This window comes from Psychrobacillus faecigallinarum, assembly GCF_014836595.1.
In the GTDB taxonomy this organism is placed as follows: domain Bacteria; phylum Bacillota; class Bacilli; order Bacillales_A; family Planococcaceae; genus Psychrobacillus; species Psychrobacillus faecigallinarum.
In genome coordinates this window covers 195,712-211,424 of record NZ_JACSQO010000003.1, presented here as the reverse complement: position 1 = coordinate 211,424, position 15,713 = coordinate 195,712, and the positions used below count along the sequence as shown (strand labels likewise).

The 15,713-nt window shown below is 33.5% G+C and carries 16 protein-coding genes and 1 pseudogene; 12 read left to right on the top strand and 5 right to left on the bottom strand.

Annotation, left to right across the window (positions count from 1 at the left end):
- Positions 1 to 26 precede the first annotated feature (26 nt).
- On the bottom strand, positions 27 to 899 hold the full coding sequence (locus tag H9650_RS08615) for an SDR family oxidoreductase (RefSeq protein ID WP_191697003.1): 873 nt from the start codon (positions 897 to 899) through the stop codon (positions 27 to 29).
- Positions 900 to 1,048: 149 nt separating this feature from the next.
- Here H9650_RS08615 and H9650_RS08610 point away from each other — a divergent pair, with 149 nt between their 5' ends.
- The 8 genes and pseudogenes from H9650_RS08610 to H9650_RS08575 all read left to right on the top strand — a co-directional run bounded on the left by H9650_RS08610 (position 1,049) and on the right by H9650_RS08575 (position 7,829).
- Entirely contained in the window at positions 1,049 to 1,774 is a 726-nt protein-coding gene (locus H9650_RS08610) for a gamma-glutamyl-gamma-aminobutyrate hydrolase family protein (RefSeq protein WP_144538521.1), read from the top strand.
- A gap of 23 nt (positions 1,775 to 1,797) precedes the next feature.
- Entirely contained in the window at positions 1,798 to 1,938 is a 141-nt protein-coding gene (locus H9650_RS08605; RefSeq protein ID WP_154311721.1) for a hypothetical protein, read from the top strand.
- Between the two features lie 215 nt (positions 1,939 to 2,153).
- Positions 2,154 to 2,318 (top strand): hypothetical protein, encoded by a 165-nt coding sequence (locus H9650_RS08600; protein ID WP_186318161.1) that lies wholly within the window; start codon positions 2,154 to 2,156, stop codon positions 2,316 to 2,318.
- Between the two features lie 320 nt (positions 2,319 to 2,638).
- Complete coding sequence (locus tag H9650_RS08595; protein ID WP_151111524.1) at positions 2,639 to 3,511, top strand: patatin-like phospholipase family protein; 873 nt, start codon at positions 2,639 to 2,641, stop codon at positions 3,509 to 3,511.
- Positions 3,512 to 3,581: 70 nt separating this feature from the next.
- Positions 3,582 to 3,998, top strand: a complete 417-nt coding sequence (locus H9650_RS08590; RefSeq protein WP_151111521.1) for a pyridoxamine 5'-phosphate oxidase family protein — start codon at positions 3,582 to 3,584, stop codon at positions 3,996 to 3,998.
- A 181-nt stretch (positions 3,999 to 4,179) separates the two neighbouring features.
- Positions 4,180 to 5,634: a spore germination protein gene (locus tag H9650_RS08585; RefSeq protein ID WP_225215983.1), complete on the top strand. Its 1,455-nt coding sequence runs from the start codon at positions 4,180 to 4,182 to the stop codon at positions 5,632 to 5,634.
- A 30-nt stretch (positions 5,635 to 5,664) separates the two neighbouring features.
- Positions 5,665 to 6,735: pseudogene (locus H9650_RS08580) on the top strand (GerAB/ArcD/ProY family transporter).
- Positions 6,732 to 7,829, top strand: coding sequence for a Ger(x)C family spore germination protein (locus tag H9650_RS08575; protein ID WP_191697002.1), 1,098 nt, complete (start codon positions 6,732 to 6,734; stop codon positions 7,827 to 7,829). Before H9650_RS08580 ends, H9650_RS08575 begins: the two are co-directional and overlap by 4 nt.
- Positions 7,830 to 7,910: 81 nt before the next feature.
- On the opposite strand, the gene H9650_RS08570 is transcribed toward H9650_RS08575, so the two are convergent.
- The 3 genes from H9650_RS08570 to H9650_RS08560 all read right to left on the bottom strand — a co-directional run bounded on the left by H9650_RS08570 (position 7,911) and on the right by H9650_RS08560 (position 10,399).
- The gene (locus H9650_RS08570; protein ID WP_186318162.1) at positions 7,911 to 8,060 is read right to left on the bottom strand and encodes a YfhD family protein; all 150 of its coding nucleotides are present in this window, start codon (positions 8,058 to 8,060) and stop codon (positions 7,911 to 7,913) included.
- An 83-nt stretch (positions 8,061 to 8,143) separates the two neighbouring features.
- Positions 8,144 to 9,430: a sensor histidine kinase gene (locus H9650_RS08565; RefSeq protein ID WP_151111517.1), complete on the bottom strand. Its 1,287-nt coding sequence runs from the start codon at positions 9,428 to 9,430 to the stop codon at positions 8,144 to 8,146.
- A 33-nt stretch (positions 9,431 to 9,463) separates the two neighbouring features.
- Positions 9,464 to 10,399 (bottom strand): sensor histidine kinase, encoded by a 936-nt coding sequence (locus H9650_RS08560; protein ID WP_151111515.1) that lies wholly within the window; start codon positions 10,397 to 10,399, stop codon positions 9,464 to 9,466.
- Positions 10,400 to 10,961: 562 nt separating this feature from the next.
- Here H9650_RS08560 and H9650_RS08555 point away from each other — a divergent pair.
- Positions 10,962 to 12,113 carry a retropepsin-like aspartic protease gene (locus H9650_RS08555; protein WP_144538528.1) on the top strand — a complete coding sequence of 384 codons (1,152 nt, stop codon included), beginning with the start codon at positions 10,962 to 10,964 and terminating at the stop codon, positions 12,111 to 12,113.
- 108 nt (positions 12,114 to 12,221) lie between these two features.
- On the top strand, positions 12,222 to 12,689 hold the full coding sequence (locus H9650_RS08550; RefSeq protein WP_144538529.1) for a DUF6985 domain-containing protein: 468 nt from the start codon (positions 12,222 to 12,224) through the stop codon (positions 12,687 to 12,689).
- A 233-nt stretch (positions 12,690 to 12,922) separates the two neighbouring features.
- Here H9650_RS08550 and H9650_RS08545 read toward each other — a convergent pair whose 3' ends face one another.
- Positions 12,923 to 13,360, bottom strand: coding sequence for a hypothetical protein (locus tag H9650_RS08545; protein WP_144538530.1), 438 nt, complete (start codon positions 13,358 to 13,360; stop codon positions 12,923 to 12,925).
- Positions 13,361 to 13,796: 436 nt separating this feature from the next.
- Here H9650_RS08545 and H9650_RS08540 point away from each other — a divergent pair, with 436 nt between their 5' ends.
- Positions 13,797 to 14,318, top strand: coding sequence for a sigma-70 family RNA polymerase sigma factor (locus H9650_RS08540; RefSeq protein WP_144538531.1), 522 nt, complete (start codon positions 13,797 to 13,799; stop codon positions 14,316 to 14,318).
- Positions 14,311 to 15,690, top strand: coding sequence for a DUF4179 domain-containing protein (locus H9650_RS08535; protein ID WP_144538532.1), 1,380 nt, complete (start codon positions 14,311 to 14,313; stop codon positions 15,688 to 15,690). Before H9650_RS08540 ends, H9650_RS08535 begins: the two co-directional genes overlap by 8 nt.
- Positions 15,691 to 15,713: the final 23 nt, after the last annotated feature.

Sequence of the window (15,713 nt, the reverse complement as noted above, 5' to 3'; positions counted from 1 at the left end):
TCCCTTCCTCTTTACTAATTGGAGTTTTATGAACCTACAAAATCTCCACCATCTACGTGAATTGTCTGCCCTGTAATATAGCTTGAATCATTGGAAGCTAAGAATACATAAGCAGGTGCATTTTCTGCTGGTTGTCCTCGTCTGCCAGTAGGGTTGCTATCACCATGCTTCTCTACTGTTTCAGCATCAAAAGTTGCCGGAATTAGTGGAGTCCAAATTGGACCAGGTGCAACTGCATTTACGCGAATTCCTTTTTCTACTAAGTTTAGTGCTAAAGAACGTGTAAATGAAGTAATAGCTCCCTTGGTTGCTGAATAATCGATTAGCTCAGGCGCACCTCTGTAAGCTGTGACGGAAGATGTATTTACAATTGTGTCTCCCTTAGACATATGAGGGAGAGCGGCCTGTGTTAAATAGAACATAGAGTATATGTTGGTAGAGAATGTCTCCTGTAGCTGATCAGGAGTAATCTCTAAGAAATTTTTTGTAGGGAACTGTTTCCCTGCATTATTTACTAAAATATTTAATTGGCAAAATTCTCCAATAACCTGTTCTACTAATTTCTCGCAGTTTTCATCATCGCTGATATCTGTAGCAATACTTAGCGCCTTCACGCCATAGTTTTCAATTAGCTTCACAGTCTCTTTTGCATCCTCATGCTCATCTAAATATGCAATAGCTACGTTTGCTCCTTCTTTTGCAAATGCAATAGCAACCGCTTTACCAATACCGCTATCTCCACCAGTAATTAAAGCAGTTTTTCCTTTTAGCTTTTCAGATCCCTTATAATTTTCATCATCAAAGATAGGTTTAGGATTCATCTCATTTTCAAAACCTGGTTGACGATCCTGAGTTTGTCCAGAAATTTCATTTTCAATTTTTTCGTATTTATTACTCATTGTAAGTCCTCCTTTAACGCTGTCTAGTAAATATATTCCCCAAAGAATTTAAAAACAAACGTGAAAATAAAAAGGGATGAGTAGTTTGTATACTCTAAGATTAGGGTATTAATATAAGGCGTCAAATTATAAAGAGCGGAGAGTTTAATATGAAACCAATAATAGGGATTACAGCTGAAGTTAAAGATGATAAAAGTTATTACTTATCTTCAGTTTATTCAGATACAGTTTTACAAGCAGGAGGAGTTCCTTTACTAATACCATTAATACCTGACAAGGATATGAATCAGCTATGTCAACAAATAGATGGGCTAATTATTACAGGCGGAGAAGATATTGACCCGGCATATTATGGTGAATTACCACATCCCACATTACAACGAATAACTCCACAATTAGATGAGATGGAATTTGCACTTGTACAAAAAATTCTAGAATTGGACAAGCCATATATAGGAACATGTAGGGGTCTGCATATGCTAAACGTTGTGATGGGTGGTTCTTTACATCAATCAATACATGATCAAAGGGAGGAATATTCATTCCTGCATAGACAAAACGCTATAAGAACTCATAGATCCCACCCTGTAAAGTTAGATAAGAAAAGTAAAGTTTTTCAAATGTTTCAGGAGGAAGAATTTAAGGTTAACTCTTTTCACCATCAAGGGGTAAACAGAGTAGGGGATGGCTTAAAGGTCGTTGCTACTGCACCCGACGGCATAGTGGAGGCAGTAGAGAGTGAGAACCACACATTTATCTATGGTTTTCAATGGCATCCAGAAGAGTTTGCTCTCATTGGAGATGAACCATCCAAAAAATTATTTGCTAAGTTTATCGAAGCGGCTATTGAAAGAAAAAATAAAGAACGAGCATAGTCACTAATTAGGAGGTGCCTTATATGGGAAAAGATAAGAAAGAAAATGATATTCAATATAATTCAAATTTAAATCCAGATGACTTTAAAGAAACCGATAAAGACAATGCGGATAAGAAAGATATTACTAAGCCAGGGGAAAAGAAAGAAACTGAAAAGAAATAGTAAAGGAAGAGTCAGTTTGAACGGTAAAATACATACTGTTTCAAGCTGACTTTTTTATATTTGTGCAAAAGTGGAGTATCCAAAATTTACTGAAATAAATAAGAAATAGTGGCAGGAGCTTCCTTATTGCTTGTCAAAGCAGAAAGAGATGTTTGTGCTTTTTTAGCATAAATAATACAAAATAGTACAAGTTATTCTTCAGGAGGTGAAGTCTCATGACGGATAAAAAGAAAAAGAAGGAAAACACTTTAGATCGTGAAGAATACGGTTATGGTTATGATATTAGTCCGAAAGATTTAGGTGTGGTCGGCCAAAATGAAGCTGCGAAAAGAAAAAATAATGGCAAACAACAAGAATACGCTAGTCCAAAATTAAAATAATAATTTTTAGAGCCAGTAGAGGATATCTGCTGGCTCTTTGAAGAATAAAAAAGTATACAAACATGAACATTTATTTTTGTTGATTGTTGCAGCAGGCTGGCGGGAACAGTGAGACAGATAAGACATCACAATGCACACGTAGAGGTCATTGTAAGGTCATCACAGTTTTGTTCAAAGCCATCCCAAGAAAAGTGTTATTTTAAACTTAAGCACTTTGGAAAAATCCATACATAGACAATATATTTGTCGATTATTGTTCTAATCATCCTTCCTCTTTCTTAGAGTGATATAACAACATTTTAGAAAAGAAAGGGTTGTGTATGTATATAGATGGAGTATTCTCAGGCGGGGGTATGAAAGGAATTGGATTAGTAGGTGCTTACCAGGTGTTGGAGGAGAAGGGGTATCGATTTAAAAGAGTCGCTGGAACAAGTGCTGGTGCTATTTTAGCCTGCTTGATAGCCGCCGGATATAATGGCAGAGAGATGGAAAAGCTTATGATGGAACAAAATTTTCAAAAGCTCTTAGACCAACGTAGGAGAGTGATACCTCTTCCTTTTATGAAATGGCTCAATTTGTATTGGGGTTTGGGTCTATACCAGGGAAAGGCATTGGAGGATTGGTTTCTAGAAAAATTGGCTGTTAAAGGTATTTATACGTTTGGAGATTTACCTAAAGGTTCCTTAAAGTTAGTTGCCTCCGATTTAACAAATGGAAAGATGATTATTCTTCCTGATGATTTAAAAAATTATGGCATAGAGCCTGATACCTTTTTAGTAAGTAGAGCCTTGCGTATGAGCTGTGGAATTCCCTTTTTCTTTGAGCCAATAAAATTACAAACAGGCCTTGGTGACGTCGTAGTTGTGGATGGGGGCGTGTTAAGTAATTTTCCAATGTGGATATTTGATAATGGGTTAAGAGAGAGACCGGTATTAGGCATCCGACTTAGTGCAAACATTGAGGAACCACAACCAAAGCAAATAAAAAATGGGCTAGACCTATTTGAAGGCTTATTTACAACGATGAAAGATGCGCATGATACAAGGTATATATCGAGGAAAATTGAAAAGAATATTATTTTTATACCAGCCGATGAATATAGTGCTACCCAATTCGACTTAGATTATGATTCCAAATTAAGCTTATTACAAAAGGGTAGAGCGTCCTCAACACAATTTTTAAAAACATGGTAATGTGATAAATGTTTAATATTATCATGTGAAGGAATAATACTAATAAACATAAAAGTGAGGGGATTTAAAAATGACAAATGCTAAAGAACAAGCACTGAAAATTCTAAACGATAATATGATAGGAACAATGGCCACTGTGCAACAAAATAAACCACATTCTCGTTATATGACCTTTTTTAATGATGATTTCATCCTCTACACAGCCACTAGTAAAAAAACTCATAAAGTAGAAGATATTGAACAAAACCCATATACACATATCCTTTTAGGATATGATGGAAATGGACTTGGTGATTCATTTTTAGAAATTGAAGGTAAAGTAGAAGTATCGGATGACGAGTCTATGAAAGAAAAAGTTTGGAATGATGCATTAAAAGGCTGGTTTGAAGGCCCAGAGGATCCAGACTTAGTCATCCTAAAGATTGTACCAACGCAAGTACGCGTCATGAATTCAAAAGGCAAAGAGCCAGAGGTAGTTAAATTTTAAACACTAGAAACGCTCAAGACCAAAAAGGTCTTGAGTGTTTTTTTGCATTTTGGAAGAAATTCTACAACAATTACCAACTAAATGAAGTCGCTTGTACTTTTCTTATCGACAAGGTTTGTTTGAATACATAATAAATAAATGGACAAACTAATCAAATCTATAGGAAAGGCAAGTGATTCTTATGAAAAAAATGATATTAGTAAAGAAGAGTCTGCTTGCTTATTTTACGAATCGCGGAGCATCAAAGGGAGATCTAGTAGAAAAAAATATTCAATATTATAAAAAAGTTACACGAGAAAATAATGATATTATTTATAAAAAAGTACCGACAAGTGAAGGAGTTGTAACACTAATCTATCCAAACTCCTTAACAGAAAAAATGACCTTAGAAATGATGGTCATGATTCCTATAGCAAATTACATCCATCAAATACACCAAGTTGCAGAAAGCGTAAATCCTTTTAATATAGCTGACATTACAAATAGGCTTTCAATCGGAGAAACTCTATTGTACTTCCATGAAACAAATCGATTATTGAGTATGGACACTTACAGTGTGAACACTCGAGATGTTTCTATTTCTGAGATGGAAAGTACATTCATTGGTCCACAGGATGTTTTTACAGAATCATTGGAAACAAATCTTTCACTTGTAAAAAGAAGAATACAAAATTCCATGCTCAAAGATGAAGAACTAATAATAGGCAACGTCACCAATACTAAAATTGCTCTCTTATATATTGATGATTTGGTGGAAAAAAAGAAACTAAAAAATTTAAAAAATCGTTTGGACAAGATTGATTATCCTACATTCTTGGATATTTCCATTCTCATGCAATTGATTGAAGACAATCCATATTCCCCATTTCCCCAATATTATATGACGATAAAACCAGACACTATTTCGCATTATTTAGCGGATGGAAGAATAGTTATTTTAATGGATAACAGTCAATCTGCTCTAGTATGTCCGACCTCTTTTTTAGAACTATTTATCACTATGGAGGATTACTATAATCGCTGGCCATCTGCGAGTTTAATGAGACTACTACGGTTTTTTGGTTTTTTCTTAACGATAATGATTACTCCATCATATGTTTCCTCCTTAACTTTCCATCAGGAGGTGCTTCCTTATGAGCTCTTACTTAATTTACAGGAATCTAGGATGAAGGTACCTTTTTCTCCACTATTTGAGGTTTTATTTATTGAATTAATTATAGAGGTATTAAGAGAGGCAGGAGCTAGGATGCCTGCAAAAATTGGACAAACGATAGGGATTGTTGGTGGGATTGTTATTGGGACTGCAGCTGTTGAAGCAGGACTCGTAAGTAATATTTTAATCGTAATAGTTGCAACCTCTGCACTACTATCCTTCCTGCCGCCTGTTTTTCATATGAGTAATACGAGCAGGTTTATACGTTATATTTTTATTCTTGCAGCGGGCATGTTTGGTTTATATGGTCAAATGCTGGCATTTGCGTGGCTCATTGCTCATTTATTAAGAGTAAATTCTCTTGGAACACCTTTTATGTCAACGGTAATACCTAGAAAAATTTCTGATTTGAAAGATAGTGTTGTACGCTTTCCAACAGCGTATTTAAAGAAGAAAAGTGGAATCTCTAGTGAAAATAAATAAAGTATATAGGTTGGTGAGAGCAACTTAAGTGTGAATAAAGAAACGCTAAAGGGCTACCATGTCATTTTTTTAGTACAAAGTATTATGTTTGGCACAGGAGCGCTTTCACTGCCTGAAAGATTGAGTATACTTGGATACAGCCAGACATTAATGCCAATCTTTTTTGGAATAATTGCGAGTATTTCTATATGGCCGATGATTTGGATTTGCTCCAAATACCAATCAAAGAACTTGTTTGAAATAAATGAAGAAATTTTAGGGAAAAACCTAGGAAAGTTTATAAATGTATTTATAGTTATTCAATTAATTTTACTTCCGACTGCAAAAGTAAGTAATTATGTCCAATTGATACAAAGTACAGCTCTGCAAGAGTAAACAACAACTATACCGCTTATTTTATTGTTGCTATTAGTGTTATACATCGTAAATGGTGGAATAATAAATATTGCCAGATTCTGTATAATGGCTTTTTTTATTACTCTACCAATAATCTATTTCCTGAAATGGTCTATAGAAAAGGGTGATATAAGCCATGTATTTCCTATCTTTAATCATAGTTGGAGTGAATTTTTTATAGCGTTTGACCGAGGATACAATAGTATAGCGGGCTATGAGGTTATATTAATATTTTTCCCTTATATAATATCTAAACGAAAAGCATATAAGCATGCATTAATAGGTATTTGGATAACTGTATTTCTTTGTTTCTTGACGACTTTGGTAAGTGTAATGTATTTCTCAGAATGGCAATTAAGGAATATACAATATTCGGTACTACATTTATTTAAAGCAGGTGGCTTTTCTTTTTTAGAAAGAATAGATATTTTCGGAATTACTTTATGGGTATTTTTAGTTATTTCAACAGTTACAGGTTATATATGGGCAGCTATGAAAGGAGTAAATTCCATTATATCTAAAAGAAAAAGCTCTCATATTTATATAATAGGAGTCATCATTTTTGTTATTCTTTCGCTACCGCTCTCTCATGAAAATTTGGAAAAAGTTTTTATCGTAAGTTATAGGGTTGGTTATGCACTGTTGCTATGGCCCATAATTTTAATTGGAATTTATTTTATTAAGAAAAAGCAGGTGCAATCATGACTAGGAAAAAAATTTCAATCTTACTAATAGTTATGGTTATCCTTGCGGGGTGCAATTTGAGGGAAAAAAAAGTACCAATCGAAGGTATTGATATGGTTGGAATACTAGCTTTTGACTTTGAAAGTGACACAACCTTTAAGCTTACTGCGGCAATTCCTCAAAAATCCAAGAATGCAAATCAAAAAACGCAAATTTATAGTACTTCAACTGATTTAGTGACAGATGGCATGGTGAATATTGAAAAGGAGACGGAGAAGAAAGTTGTTTTAAATCAACTGAGAGTAATTCTGTTTAGTGAGGAATTTGCAACTAGTGGAAGAGTTGAGGAAGTGATAAAGCATTTATATCGAAATACACAAATAGGAAACGAGATATTAATGGCAATCGTAAAAGGCAGCGCTGAGGAATTACTACGACAAGATTATCCTGATAAGGCAAGTACCATTAACTACGTAAGCGACCTCCTTCAACCTAGCGTAAACTTAGCATTTAATCCAAATACAAATATTCATGACTTTATATATACGCAAACTAATCCGAACTTTGACCCAATTATTCCAGTAATTGAAATGAAAAAGAAAAAAGTTGAGTTAAACGGTGTTGCTTTATTTAAAGATAAAAGTATGATGACCATATTAACTCCAGGTGAAGCATTGTTTATTCAAGCTATACAGGGCAAGAGAAAGCTAGCACCCATTAACCTAACAACAAATGAGGGAGATAGGTTATTGCTTGATTTTATTGATAATAACGTGAAAATCATAAGTAATAAAAGTTTAAAATCACCAAGGCTAAAAATTCTACTTAACGTAGAAGGGACGATGACAGAATTTAAAGGGAAAGAAGAAAGCTTTAAACATCCTGACAGCATTCAACGATTAGAAAAAGAAGTGGAGAAGGAGCTGGAAGATAAAATAAACACCTTGTTAATGGAATTGAAGCAATTACAAGTAGATCCAATTGGACTGACGGAAAATGTACGTAGACATCATCGAGGAAAGTGGGATACGGAGCTTACACGTGAAACTATCAGTAAAATGAAGTGGGATATTAAAGTTGATGTGTCTATTCTGAGTACTGGTATTCTAAATTAATTAGGTACTCGGTTTAAAATAAAAAAGAGGGAGGACCTGTACAGAATTTATGTTCTGTCGTCCTCCTCTACCTATTGAAAATTATTTTTTCTTTTTAGAGGAACGGCTTAGTTCTGCAAATTCACGGGCAAACTCTTCTTGAACATCTTTAGGCTTAATTTTCATGTTTTTTGGTGTTTGAGGTAAAGATCCAGTGTTATTGCTGCTTCCCTTTTTATCGTCTCTTCCCATAGGTGTAGCTCCTTTCTAAGGAAATTCTTTCTTCCTTAAGATGTAGTAGCTAGCGTGGTTCTACACATGGAAATATAGAACAATTAATTGTGCACCATATTACTTTTTTTAATCTCGTTTATACTTAAGCAATCTTCGGCCAGAGAAGACCTAAAGACAAGTTCAAAGGTTGTACCTTCACCAAGGCTAGAATCTACATGTATATTCCCATTCATTGACCGGATAACGCTAAAAACAACCATTGTTCCAAGACCTGTTCCTTGGTCGCCCTTTGTAGAGTAATAAGGTTCACCTAAACGGTCTAGTTGTTCTTCCGTCATACCTGTTCCCGTATCTTGGATAGTTATTATAACGTTTGTAGCTGTGGCATCAGTTTCCACTGTTAAAGTTCCTCCATAAGGCATCGACTCTATACCATTTTTCATAATATTTACTAGGCATTGATGAAATTTTTGGCTATCACCGATTACGATAGATTCATTCGAAAAATTTGCAATGATTTCAATCGAATTTTTTTGGGCTGAGGGGATGAGCATTTGAATAACATTATTTAAGGCATCATTTATATAAATTGTATCTTCGCCGTCTGCTTTCATCTTAGGGATAGTAAGATAATCTTGAATGACTCGTTCAGCTGATTTAAGCTCACTCCTTACAATTGCCAAGTATTGCAATCTACTTTCAGGGGAAAGAGAGTCACTATGTAAAAGTTGTACGAAGCCACTAGCAGCAGTTAATGGGTTCCTTATTTCATGAGAAATAGCAGCACCCATCTTTTCAACGACCTCTTGTCTTTCAATAGTAATAAGTTGTTGTCTATAAATGATAAATTTATCAAACTCCTCTAAAAAATAGGCAATCATGCCAACTCCTAAAGGCTGTATCAATAAAAAAGCAAGATTCACATCAAGTATTGGATACCCTTCTAAAGCAAAGTTTAAAGGGAGAATTTGGTAAATTCCGACAATGTACATAAACCCTATAGCAATTAAAATACGCTGTTTTCTACTTTTCTCTAAAAACCAAGGATGTAATTTCCAAAACATTAAAGAGAAGATAGCATAGAATGATACCGTTATCCAAAAACCTAGATCTATTCCGAAAAAAGCTCGAATAATAATTGCTACTAAGCCCAGATAAGGACTTATGCCAATATAAAGAGAACCAATTACAAAGGGAATATTTCTTAAATTTAATAATATGTGATCTGTTAAGGGATAACTAAATCCATAACAAATTAAGAGACTAGAGAAACAATAAAATATTCCTGCGGATTGTACCTTTTTCGTGTTCTCGGTCCATATTAAACTAAAAAAAAGTAATACTATTAAAAGAGATAAATTGAATAAAAAGTGTAAAGTCAGCTCCATAGCATTACCTCTCTTCGATTAGACTGGTGTGTATCAGCTAAAACTGATCATACGTTTAAGTGGTGTCTTCATAGATCGAAAGGAAAAATAATAAGTAGTTCCGTTTTCTGTTATTTTTGTTTGGACAGAACCTTTCATAGTTTTAATAATACCAAAATCGATAGACATATCTAATGCAATAGTTTTCATCTGAATCATTGGAGTAGAGCTATTAATTGTGATAAAAATATTGGTCTTCGTTTCCTCTGTGTTAATGGTTATGGTGCCTCCGTCAGACATAACTATTAAATTTTTAATAATATTTATAAAGGAATGCTGAAATTTAGCTCGATCTCCTTCTATTAAGCTCATAGAGGAAAGATTGGAGATAATTTCTACTGAGTAATAGTTAGCTAGTGGTTGTAAGAGCTTTAGTACAATAGGAAGTTCTTCTTGAATATTTAATTCCTTTGAAGTTTCTACGCTAGGTTTAGAATAAGCTAAGTAATCTTGAATAATCTTCTCTGCAAAATCTAGTTCCTCTTTTAAAATAGTCAAATATTGTTTGCGCTTATCTGATTCTAACGGTTCTTTGTTTAACAATTCTAAGAATCCAATAGCGGTTGTTAGAGGATTGCGAATTTCATGAGAAATAGCAGCACCCATTTGTTCTACAGCCTCTCTCTTTTCAGCTTTTATAAAAAGCTGTCGCTGGAGTAAAATTTTTTCCACCATTTCTATAGTATACGCATGAATCGCAACTCCCAGTGGAGGAACAAAAACATATGCAATAAATAAGTCTAGTGTATGACCAGCCCCAATTGTGTTTAAAACCAATGTTAATGTAAATATACTTACTACGAGCGTTAACATGGTAGAGCTAATAATACGATATTTAGAGCTTAATTGTAAAAAATGAGGATGTACCTTCCAAAGGAAAATGCTGAGAATTCCATAGATAGGTATACTTAAGTAGAATCCTAAGTCCATACCATAAAAACCCCTAAGAGAAATAACTATTAATCCTAATATAGGGCTTAGTCCTAAGTAAAGCCCACCAATTATCAATGGAATAATTCTTAAGTCTAATATAACCTCATCATTTAAGGAATAGGAGAATAAATAGCATAGTAATAAGGATATGATGAAATATAAAATAGAGGTGCGTTTTCGTTGTAGTATACTCCCGGATATTCTTAGGATAGAAAAATAAAGGAAAAAAAAGATGACTAATAAGGATAAATTGAAAAGAAAGTGAATTGTAATTAATTCCACTATTAAACCTCATCTCACCGGTAGGATTATAAATTTATATTATCTTTAAACCAAGAGGTATTCAAGTTTTTAATTAACTATTTTGAAAATTTAATAAAATCAATCAGAATACTTACCCTATATCAAGTAAAATAGTTTCGTCTTCGCTAGTTAGTATATTAAATTCTCGATAATTCTTTGAAGGAACAATACTTAAAATAATACATTAGTTCTATTAGAAGGAATTATTAGAGTTATATAGAAATAGTAACTATCAAGATTTGGTGGAGGGGAAAAGTTGAAGGTTATAGTAGAGTTGGAGAAGTTTGATTTTGCAATGGTGGAAATTAATGATGAACAAAAAAAGTTTGTATCTGCTTTAAAATTAATTACAGATGGAAAAGAAAGTTTAGGTGCAGAAAGGTTAAAGAATCTATATTGTGAGTGTCAGGATCCTTCATTACGAAGTAGCTGTGCCAAGATTTTATTTGAGCTGTATTTTACTAAATCAGAATGGAAACAACTAGAGACGCTTGGACTTCTGGATGATCACAGCATTGATCAAAGCAATCGTTTAATTGCAAAAGCGTGTAGCCAGTATGAAACTACTTCTTTCTCCTTCTTAAAAGAACAAATATGTGTTCCAATGAAGCTAAGCAGCTCCGGCTCTCCGACCATTGATATTATGATTAATGGGAATAAGAAATGCTTTTGGCTAGATACTGGAGCAGGGATGACGGTCATCTCAAGTTCTTTAGTGAAAGACTGCGATATTAACATTCAGAAAATTGAAGAATTAGAGGTTGGAAATTCAACAAACCAAAATTTCAGTACCGATTTGGCAATAATCGATTCAATTGTCATACAGAGCCTGACGATTCTTAATCAGCCTACATTGGTTTTAGCGAATGAATTGTTAATGATTCAAAATCCTAAAACGAAAGAAATAATGAAGATTGACGGTATCATTGGATGGGATATTATACAACATATTTTTCTGGAAATAGACTATGCACGAAAACAGGTTATTATTCAGAAACCGGTACGAAAAGAAGGGGTGGAGAATAACCTTTTCTTCTGTGGGTATCCCATTATAAAAGTCAAAGGAAAGAATCAAGTACCCTTGTATTTCGGTTTAGACACTGGTGCAAATAAAACCCATTTTGGACAACCTCTTCTATCGAAAGTCGATGATCTTAAAATAGAGAAAAGAATGATACTTTCTGGTGGCGTCGGTAGTGTAAAAGAAAGAGAATTAGACAGCATAGCAAGTTTAATAGTTTATCTGAATAGGAATCAATCCATCAGCTTACAAAACGTGAGAGAGATGTTGACAGATCTTGCTACTTTTTTTAAGTTAGATGGTGTTTTTGGTAGTGATATTGCTAAGGATGGGCGTTTGGTGATTGATTATACAAATAGAAAATTTGAGCTTGTATTTAACAATTAATACTTCTATATTTAAGCAATGATTGCAACATCTTTATTGATTTAATTTTTTTAAAAATTTTATAATTAGAAGGATGAATGCTAATTTGGCAAGGGGGGAGTAATTATAGTGGTTATTAAAAACCTTAAAACCAATGAATATTTCGAATTAGAAGGAGAAGCCTACTTAGAATTATTTGATCAAAATATTACTGTATATATAGAACAAGAGTCAGATATTGAATACGCGGAACTATGTATAACTTACTTGAACACTTTAAGTGATGGACTAATAGATGAGATTTGTAACGCATCTATTAGATACTGTAATGAATTTCTTGATGATATTGGTGAAGATGTTATAGAATTCACTAAACCGACAGATGTTTTACCTTATATTACACCAAACACTATATGTATTCCGAAGCCTAAGAATACAACAGAACCTGTCATTGATTTAGAATTAAATTGCGAATGGGAAGAAGAACATGGTATGGAATGGATCATACGCAATGAGGTAGTTATGTATGTTGGACCGTATAATGGAATAAATCCATATGGGGATTGCGATATCGGAAAAGAATGGAATTATGCTTAATGCAATACATTAATACACGTTTGTATTGTGTTTAAAGAGCTATTTTTATTTATAGGTGAATCGAGTGTTAAGAAAAACAAAGAAAGTGAAGTACAATGAGCTTGGAGAGACATTCCCAAGCTCATTTTTATATTCCTGTCACTAGAATTCAACCTTACATATCGAGCTATATCTTTAACGTAACCTAAATTAATACAAAAAAAACCAGATCTATTTTCTAGATCTGGTTTTTATTAAACATTTTCTTTACCAAAAAAAGAAATTAGCTGTTTATTGGTAGGGGCTTGAATTTTAAAAGTCAGCTCTCTATCACCGCTATTTTCTATACGTGGAATGATTGATTCAATCACATGAAACTTCCAAAAGGATGGTTTACTTTTCGTACTCTTTTCGGTTTCTGTAGTCATCATTTTTCTTTGGAAGGGATGTAATTTGCACATTAAAAATTTTTCTTTAAGACGAATGAGCAAATAACCTTCATCCGTTTCAGGATTGAATTTTTTCATAAGTGATTCACCTAGTTCAAACGTATTTGATTTATTTTGAACGGAAGGAGAAATGACAAAATAATTCCCTTTACGAAATAGGGAAGTATTGGAAACCTGTTGAAGACCTAATTCATTAATTAAAAAATCGAGATTTACTTGTGATGCTTCACTAGCGACTGACATAAAGTGCCTCCTTTACAAATCCACAAACTCATTACTATTAAGTATACCCCATTTTGTCAGTAATATCTTGGATATACCTAATAAAATTAGTAATATACTGATTTTTCTTGAAAAAAACTAATAAAAATGTAAAAGTAAATCAATTCATAATTCCCATTTAATAAAAATAGCGTTAACAATAGTAAAGTAGAACAAATAATTACATACTTTAACCCCAAATTATAGGTGAAATTAATTCAAGTACTTACCTTTAAGTATATCTTTAGGAGAAACACTTAATTCCACTATTATTAAAAAACTTTTTATATCGCCCATTACTTTGTACTTACGCCAATCTTCTTAAAATAATGAAGTAAATATAATTGTTTAAAATTGTCAAAACTTTTCTTGCTTTAAATAGTCTAATTAATAGGGAAATTTGAAATGAGGTGATGTTTTGAGCGAGCATCAATTAGAAAGGAAAGCGATAAAGGGAAACGAGGATGCTTTTTTAGATCTGATGCATACTCATCAGGAGGCATTATATAGAACTGCCATGTCCTACTTAAAAAATGAAGAGGATGCTTTAGAGGCTGTTCAGGAAGTAACCTATAGGGCCTTTAAACATATCAAAACACTTAAAGAGCCAGCATATTTTAAAACCTGGGTAACAAGGATCATGATGAACTATTGTCAGGATACGATTAAAAAAAGTAAGAGAGAGATTTGTGAGGAAAGCTTACTACTAGTATTCGGGAAAAAAGAAGATTATACGTTTTTGGAAATAGAGGAGGCACTTGCCCATCTATCTGACTACGAAAGAGAGTTACTCCATCTCAAGTACTTTGAGGACGTCAAAATTAAAGACATAGCAGCCATGTGGAAGACACCGGAGGGAACGATTAAAACTAGATTACATAAGGCACTTCGTTCATTTCGACATCATTTTGAGGAGAAAGGGGAGATGAAACGTGTTTGAAGAGGAAAAACAAAAATTGGAGAAACGAAAAAACGTGATCAATCAGGTAGATGTTCCTTTGGACAAGGTAGAGATGTCCGTAAGAAACGGCTTTGAAAAAGCAAAACAAGAGAAAAAAAGGAAGAGAATAATTACTCATCGGAGTCTGTGGTCTGTCGCAATGGTAGCTCTATTATTTATAGCATTTGTAACCTCTATAAACGTTTCTCCAGCCTTTGCAAACAAGGTATCAGCAATTCCTGGCATGGAGCGGGTAGTAGCTCTTGTTCAAAATGACAAGGGTCTAGTTGCAGCTGTAGAAAATAACATTTATCAACAAATAAATGCTTCTCAAACCGAGCATGGAATTACGGTCACGTTGGATGGGGTAATTGCTGATGAAAAGGGAATGGTTGTTTTTTATACGGTGGAATCTAAGGAAAAGGATTTGAGTGAGCTAGGTTATAAATATTTGCGAATAAAATCAAACAATAGATCACCATATCAGTATAGTATGGAAATCCATAATCGCTTTTATCCTTTAGCTAAAGAGAAGGGATTGAAGGTATTTAGCTCTAGCCATCGTATAGAAACTAGCTATAGGTCTCTTCTACCCACAGAAGAACATAATTTTGAATTGGGACTTATAAATGGAGATACAATTGAAAACTTTAAAATACCTTTTTCCTTTAAAAGAATAGATAATTTGGATAGCAAAACTATTACTGTAAACAAGGAAATGAAGATTGAGGGGCAAATAATAAAAGTGAAATTTATCTCCGTAGATCCCACTGGTATGAAAGTGTATTTAGAGACAAATTCAAGTAATACTAAAAAGTTTTTATATGGTGCATTTAATAAAATACAATTAGTAGATGAAGATGGCAGAGAATGGTCGGCTTACTCAGATAGCTATTATTGGGAGGAAAATAAATTTACCGTCTCAATGCCGGAGAGCTTTTATTTCTATAACCCTAAAAAGCTGACATTAAAGTTTGGGAAAATAGCAGCAATGGATAAAGATGAGGCTTACTTACTCATTGATACAAATTCTTCTGAATTTATAAAGCAACCAAAGGATTCTATCTTCTCTGATTTAAAAATAGAAAATAATAAAGGAAGCTTTATTATCGATGCAGATAGAAATAAAGAGTTTGTCTATTTTCCAAAATTAATAGATGCAAATGGAGAGGAATATATAATAAAGTATAATGACCAGCCCTATTATCCAAGCTCTCAATATGTGAACAGCTCTTTTACAGATCTCCCAGAGGGAAAAACAAAATTTGAATTTCAGATTCCTTCAAATAGCAATCAGATTAGATTAGACTTAGATTTTTATCCTTCTTGGATTGAGGATGAGGACGTAAAAATTGAAATAGAAATCCCGTAAACAGCTTTTAATTTTAGAATTTC

Coding starts and splice junctions, on each gene's coding strand:
- H9650_RS08595 (WP_151111524.1), top strand. CDS start 2,639: ATGTATATAGATGGAGTATTCTCAGGCGGGGGTATGAAAGGAATTGGA.
- H9650_RS08565 (WP_151111517.1), bottom strand. CDS start 9,430: ATGGAGCTGACTTTACACTTTTTATTCAATTTATCTCTTTTAATAGTA.
- H9650_RS08605 (WP_154311721.1), top strand. CDS start 1,798: ATGGGAAAAGATAAGAAAGAAAATGATATTCAATATAATTCAAATTTA.
- H9650_RS08570 (WP_186318162.1), bottom strand. CDS start 8,060: ATGGGAAGAGACGATAAAAAGGGAAGCAGCAATAACACTGGATCTTTA.
- H9650_RS08545 (WP_144538530.1), bottom strand. CDS start 13,360: ATGTCAGTCGCTAGTGAAGCATCACAAGTAAATCTCGATTTTTTAATT.
- H9650_RS08600 (WP_186318161.1), top strand. CDS start 2,154: ATGACGGATAAAAAGAAAAAGAAGGAAAACACTTTAGATCGTGAAGAA.
- H9650_RS08610 (WP_144538521.1), top strand. CDS start 1,049: ATGAAACCAATAATAGGGATTACAGCTGAAGTTAAAGATGATAAAAGT.
- H9650_RS08560 (WP_151111515.1), bottom strand. CDS start 10,399: ATGGACTTAGGATTCTACTTAAGTATACCTATCTATGGAATTCTCAGC.
- H9650_RS08590 (WP_151111521.1), top strand. CDS start 3,582: ATGACAAATGCTAAAGAACAAGCACTGAAAATTCTAAACGATAATATG.
- H9650_RS08575 (WP_191697002.1), top strand. CDS start 6,732: ATGACTAGGAAAAAAATTTCAATCTTACTAATAGTTATGGTTATCCTT.
- H9650_RS08615 (WP_191697003.1), bottom strand. CDS start 899: ATGAGTAATAAATACGAAAAAATTGAAAATGAAATTTCTGGACAAACT.
- H9650_RS08585 (WP_225215983.1), top strand. CDS start 4,180: ATGAAAAAAATGATATTAGTAAAGAAGAGTCTGCTTGCTTATTTTACG.